The organism is uncultured Abyssibacter sp. (assembly GCF_964000955.1).
GTDB lineage: Bacteria > Pseudomonadota > Gammaproteobacteria > Nevskiales > OUC007 > Abyssibacter.
This window is the reverse complement of the sequence record NZ_CAXFCL010000216.1, coordinates 1-4,835: the sequence shown is the minus strand read 5'-3', so window position 1 is coordinate 4,835 and position 4,835 is coordinate 1. Positions and strand designations below refer to the sequence as shown.

The following is a 4,835-nucleotide window of genomic DNA, read 5'->3' as shown; positions in this document are numbered from 1 at the left end:
CGTCATCATCGATGAACGCAAGCCACGGGCAGCTCGCCAGCGACAGCGCATGATTGCGTGCTCTGCTAATGTTCTGCACCGACTCGATCGCGTATCGGATCGTGAAGGGCGCGTCGAACCGCTCGCAAACATCGCGGGCGCTGCCCGCATGGTCGTTGTCCACGACGATCACTTCTCGCGGGCGCAGGGTCTGTTCGGCGAGGGTCTCGAGCAGATGCCGCAGCGTCGTCGGTCGATGGTAGGTGCACACGCACACAGCAATGTCGAGCACGGCGGCAGCCTGTGGGTTCGCGGGAAGGAACGGGAGTCGCCCGGGCGGGCTTCATCGAGGTTAGCCAAGCCGGTGCGGCACGTCCACCGGCGGACGTTTCACACATTGAGCGAGAGGCTGGAATGCTGAAGGAGCAAGAATTCCTCGGAATCACGTTTTCCGATGGAACCATGAACGATGTCCGCACGCGGCTGCACGAGATGGTGGACGCGAACACCTACAGCTACGTTGTTACGCCAAACGTGGACAACGTCGTGTCCTTCCACGACGCCTCCTACCCGAAGACCCAGGAAATCTACAGCAAGGCCGGCCTGACCCTCTGCGACAGCAAGGTGCTGTCGATCCTCGGCCGGTTCCTGGGCGTGCGGATGCGCCCCTGCACCGGCTCCGATCTGACCCGGTCGCTGATCGAGAACCCGCTCTACGACGGCTGCCGCATGGCGGTGCTCGGGCCGCCCCGCGAGGACTTCGACGTGCTGCGGCAGAAATATCCGGCATCGGACATCCGCTACCTGCCCGCCCCCGCCAGGCTGACCATCGGCACGCCGGAATGGGATGAAACCGTCGATGGCGCCATGTCGGCGGAATGGGATCTGCTGTTCGTCTGCATCACGTTCCCCAAGCAGGAGAACATCGTCTACGACCTGCTGACACGGGGATGTTCGCGAGGAGTGGCCTTCTGCGTCGGCGCCAGCATCGACTTTCTGACCGGAAAGCAAGTCCGCGCTCCGAGGATCTACACGACCCTGGGGCTGGAATGGCTGCACCGGCTGCTGAGCAATCCCAAGCGGATGTGGAAGCGCTATCTGGTCAAGGGCCCGAAGATCTTTCCGATCATGTTCCGGTACGCCTGGAAGAAATTCCGGAACAAGGCATAGCCCCGCAACCTCCGCTCCGGCGCGCTCAGAGCCGCGAGACGGTTGCGTCCAGTTCGAACAGCGCGCAGGTGATGTGGTACAGACTGGATGCACGGGCGTGCTCCTGCACGAAGCTGCCGTTGGCCTGCATCGTCTCGTACCAGATACCGGGCACGTCGTCGGCGAAATAGCGCTGTAGCCCACGCCCGGCGATGGCGGCGCGCTCCCAGGCGATGTCGCGCCGTTCAAACGTTTCCGCGATGTCGGCAAGCGCCAGCCAGGCCTTGATGCGTTCGGTTTGCGGCCAGATGCGGGCGTCGCGGTCGCGCGGCGTGAAATCGTCGAAGATCTCATTGAACGCGACGCCACGTTCGGCGTCGACACCCCAGGTCTCGGCGATCTCGACCAGCCGCCCCGCGGCCGCCAGGGCATCGTCGCGGCCACGCAACCGCCCCCAGCGCTTGAGCAGCCAGGCCCACTCGTACTGGTGCCCGGGTTCAACGATGCGTCCGTCCTCGCCCGCGACCGGCATCCAGTCACCATCGAAGAATTCCCGCAGCGCGCCGCTATCCGGATGCAGGAAGCGGTCGAGACACAGCTCGACAATCTCGTCGGCCAGCCGGTCCCAGCCATCATCGCCCGCGGCCGGACCCGTCTCGATCCAGGCGAGACAGGCCTCGAGGATGTGCATGTGGGGATTGGCCAGCAGTGGCAGCCTGCGCGGCACGGCCTCCTCGAACCCCCGCTGCGGGTGCTTCCAGCCGTCGATCATCGCCTCACGGATCTGGCGGGCGATGCCAGCCAGACGCTCGCGGTCATCGCGGAAACCGCCGGCGGCGGCCAGCCCGAACAGCGCGAAGGCGTGGTCGTAGAGATCGAATTCCGCCCGGATCACCGCGCCATCCGGCGCCGTCTGGGAATGCAGTGTGCAATCCGGCTTGAGACATCGCGTCAGCAGGTAGTCCAGGCCGTGCTCAACTGCCGCGGCCGCGGGCCCGGGCCAGCCCATGCGCCCGGCCGTGGCGTAGGCGTAGATCTGCCGACCGACCACGCGGGTCCGCCTGGGCGCCTCGACGCTTCGTCCATCGTGGCTGATCTTCTCGAAGAATCCGCCCTGTTCGCGATCGCCGCCAACGTTCCACCACAGCGGCAGCGCGATATCGAACAGCCACTGGCGGAGCTCGCGGTGAACGCCACGCAGCGATTCAGCCGCCGCGCCCGTTTCAATGCCCATCGGCGTCCAGCAGCCCGCGGACGAAATCGGCCAGATTTCCACCGGTAAACAGGTGACCCTGTATGCCCGCCTGGCGGCCGGCCTCGATATCGCTGTCCTTGTCGCCGATGATGAAACTGCGGGACTTGTCGATGCGCCAGTGTTCCATCAAATCGAGCAACATGCCCGGCCGCGGCTTGCGCCAGGCGTGATCCTGCCGGTAGTGCCCGATGCCGGCTTCCGGGTGGTACGGGCTGTAGCGGTGATCGTCGAAATGCGCGCCGGCCTTGAGCAGTTCCACCTCGATATGCGCCATCAGTGCCAGATGATCCGCTTCGCTGTAATAGCCGCGACCGATCCCCGCCTGGTTCGTCACCACGAACACGTAGTAGCCGGCCGCGTTCAGCATCGCGACCGCTTCCGGGGCACCGGGAATAAACGTGAAACGGTCGACCGAGCCGACGTGGCCGTGGTCCTCGTTGATCACGCCGTCACGATCCAGGAAGACTGCCGGCCGCTGTTTCTGCGCCGGAATCTCCGTCTGCGCACGCTCGTAGGTTTCGGGGATGCCGATGTCGATGAAGTAATTGTCGTCGAAGGGGACGCCGCGCAACCGGCCTTCGGCCGCGAGCGCCGGCAGCACGTCGTATTCAATCGAACACTGCGGCGCGGTCAGTCGCAACGCCTGTTTCGACAGGAAGTAGATGCCGCCGTTGATGTAGCTCTCGCCCCGGCGCTCGGATTTCTCCGCGAACCCGGTCACCCGGCCAGCCTCATCGAGATCAACCGTGCCGTAACGCGAGGCGTCATCGACCTTGCGCAGCGCAATCACGCCCTCGCAGGCATCGGGCTCGGCATGCGCGCGGCGATAAAGCGACAGGACCGGAATATCGAACCAGGTGTCGCCGTTGATCAGGAAGAACACGTCCTCCAGGCGATCCTGTGCGTGCCACAGCGCACCGCCGGTCCCCGCGCGGTCCGGCTCGATGGCGACCTCGATCTCCACGCCGAAGCGTTGCGCGGCCGGCGATGTCCGCGCGAACGCGGTGATCTTGTCGTTGCGGAACGCGGCCAGCAGCAGCACCTTGCGAATGCCCTGGCGGCCCAGCTCGAAAATCAGGGTTTCCAGAAACGGCTCGCCCGCGACCTCGAGCAGAGGCTTCGGCGTTTCGGCGGTCAGGGCACCCAGACGGGTTCCGAGCCCGCCACACAGCACGGCGCACTGAATCATGATCAGACGGTCCGACCGTGGACCTGCCAGGTTTCCACGCCGAGATCGATGAGCTTGACCGGTGTGGCGACCGCGTCGACGGACTCCAGCGCGCTGACCAGTCGGTAACGCTGCTCCGGTGGAACCACGAAGAACATGAACCCGCCGCCGCCGGCGCCGGACACCTTGCCGCCCAGCGCACCGTTGTCCATCGCCAATGCGTAAAGCTCGTCGATGCGCGCGTTGGAGACGCCTGACGCGGTCGCCTTCTTGGCGATCCAGCTCTCGTTGAGCAGCGCGGCCATGCCCTCAATGTTGCCGCCAAACAGCAGACGCTTCATCTCGATCGCATCAGCCTTTAGCTTGTGCATGGCGTCGATGGTCCGCGCAGCGCCTTTGCCCAGTTCCGAGGTCTGCATGGAAATGATCTGGGCGGACTCGCGCGAACGACCCGAGAAACAGGTCACCAACGAGGATTCCAGCTCGTTGTGTATCGCCCGGCGCATGCGCAGCGGATTGACGATGACCCGCTCCTCGGCCAGAAACTCGATGAAATTGAGCCCTCCGAACGCCGCCGCGTACTGATCCTGCCGGCCGCCGGCCAGCTTCAGATCGACCCGCTCGATGTCGAAGGCCAGCCGCGCGACGTCGTACTCGCCCAGCGGCGCGGACAGCAGTTCGCGGAACGCATCGACCAGCGCCACAACCAGCGCCGACGACGAACCCAGCCCAGATCCCAGCGGCGCATCGACGGTGGTGGTCAGCGTCATCGCGATGCGCTCGCCGCCGTTGTAGTCCCGGATCATCCGCTCGTAGACGCCCCGGTGCAGCAGCAGCTCGGACCGTGAGATGTCGTCGTCGACGTCGTATTCCGCAGCCGCGCCGATGTCATGTGCCTCGAACCGGATACGGCCGTCGTCACGCGGCGTGATGGACGCGAACGCGTAGCGATCGATGGTCATGTTCAGCACCGCGCCGCCATAGGTATCCGCATACGGGGACAAATCGGTTCCACCGCCGGCCAGCCCCAGGCGCAGCGGCGCGCGTGAGCGCGTAATCAGAACAGATGACATCAGTACCCTTTTCGTCGAAAAAGCAGGTGCGACGACCTCGGCCCAGTCACTCTAAATCCGGGCACAGCGAAAAATCCCGGCGGTGACGCGCCGCGGGCCGAAACGACGGAAACAGCACGCGCATCACGCGCCGTCTCCAGCCAACTTCGCCGGCCGCGCTCAATGAATGATTGCCCCCGTGCCCGAGCCGGTACAACGCCACCCCGAACGG

General features: G+C 65.1%; 5 protein-coding genes. 1 reads left to right on the top strand and 4 read right to left on the bottom strand.

What is annotated here, in order from left to right:
- Positions 1 to 271, bottom strand: a 271-nt coding sequence (locus tag ABNS06_RS10580; protein ID WP_348674536.1) for a glycosyltransferase family A protein, incomplete at its 3' end; no start/stop codon positions are given.
- A 122-nt stretch (positions 272 to 393) separates the two neighbouring features.
- Between ABNS06_RS10580 and ABNS06_RS10575 the strand changes: the two genes are divergently transcribed.
- Positions 394 to 1,149 carry a WecB/TagA/CpsF family glycosyltransferase gene (locus ABNS06_RS10575; RefSeq protein ID WP_348674535.1) on the top strand — a complete coding sequence of 252 codons (756 nt, stop codon included), beginning with the start codon at positions 394 to 396 and terminating at the stop codon, positions 1,147 to 1,149.
- A gap of 25 nt (positions 1,150 to 1,174) precedes the next feature.
- Here the strand turns inward: ABNS06_RS10575 and ABNS06_RS10570 are convergent, their stop codons facing one another.
- From ABNS06_RS10570 to ABNS06_RS10560, 3 genes are read right to left on the bottom strand one after another with little or no spacing between them, the layout of a single operon-like run.
- Positions 1,175 to 2,362 (bottom strand): AGE family epimerase/isomerase, encoded by a 1,188-nt coding sequence (locus ABNS06_RS10570; protein ID WP_348674533.1) that lies wholly within the window; start codon positions 2,360 to 2,362, stop codon positions 1,175 to 1,177.
- The gene (locus ABNS06_RS10565) at positions 2,352 to 3,572 is read right to left on the bottom strand and encodes an HAD-IIIA family hydrolase (RefSeq protein WP_348674531.1); all 1,221 of its coding nucleotides are present in this window, start codon (positions 3,570 to 3,572) and stop codon (positions 2,352 to 2,354) included. The genes ABNS06_RS10570 and ABNS06_RS10565 overlap by 11 nt, the downstream gene beginning before the upstream one ends.
- Positions 3,573 to 3,574: 2 nt before the next feature.
- Positions 3,575 to 4,624, bottom strand: coding sequence for a dehydrogenase (locus ABNS06_RS10560; protein ID WP_348674529.1), 1,050 nt, complete (start codon positions 4,622 to 4,624; stop codon positions 3,575 to 3,577).
- Between the last annotated feature and the right edge of the window lie 211 nt (positions 4,625 to 4,835).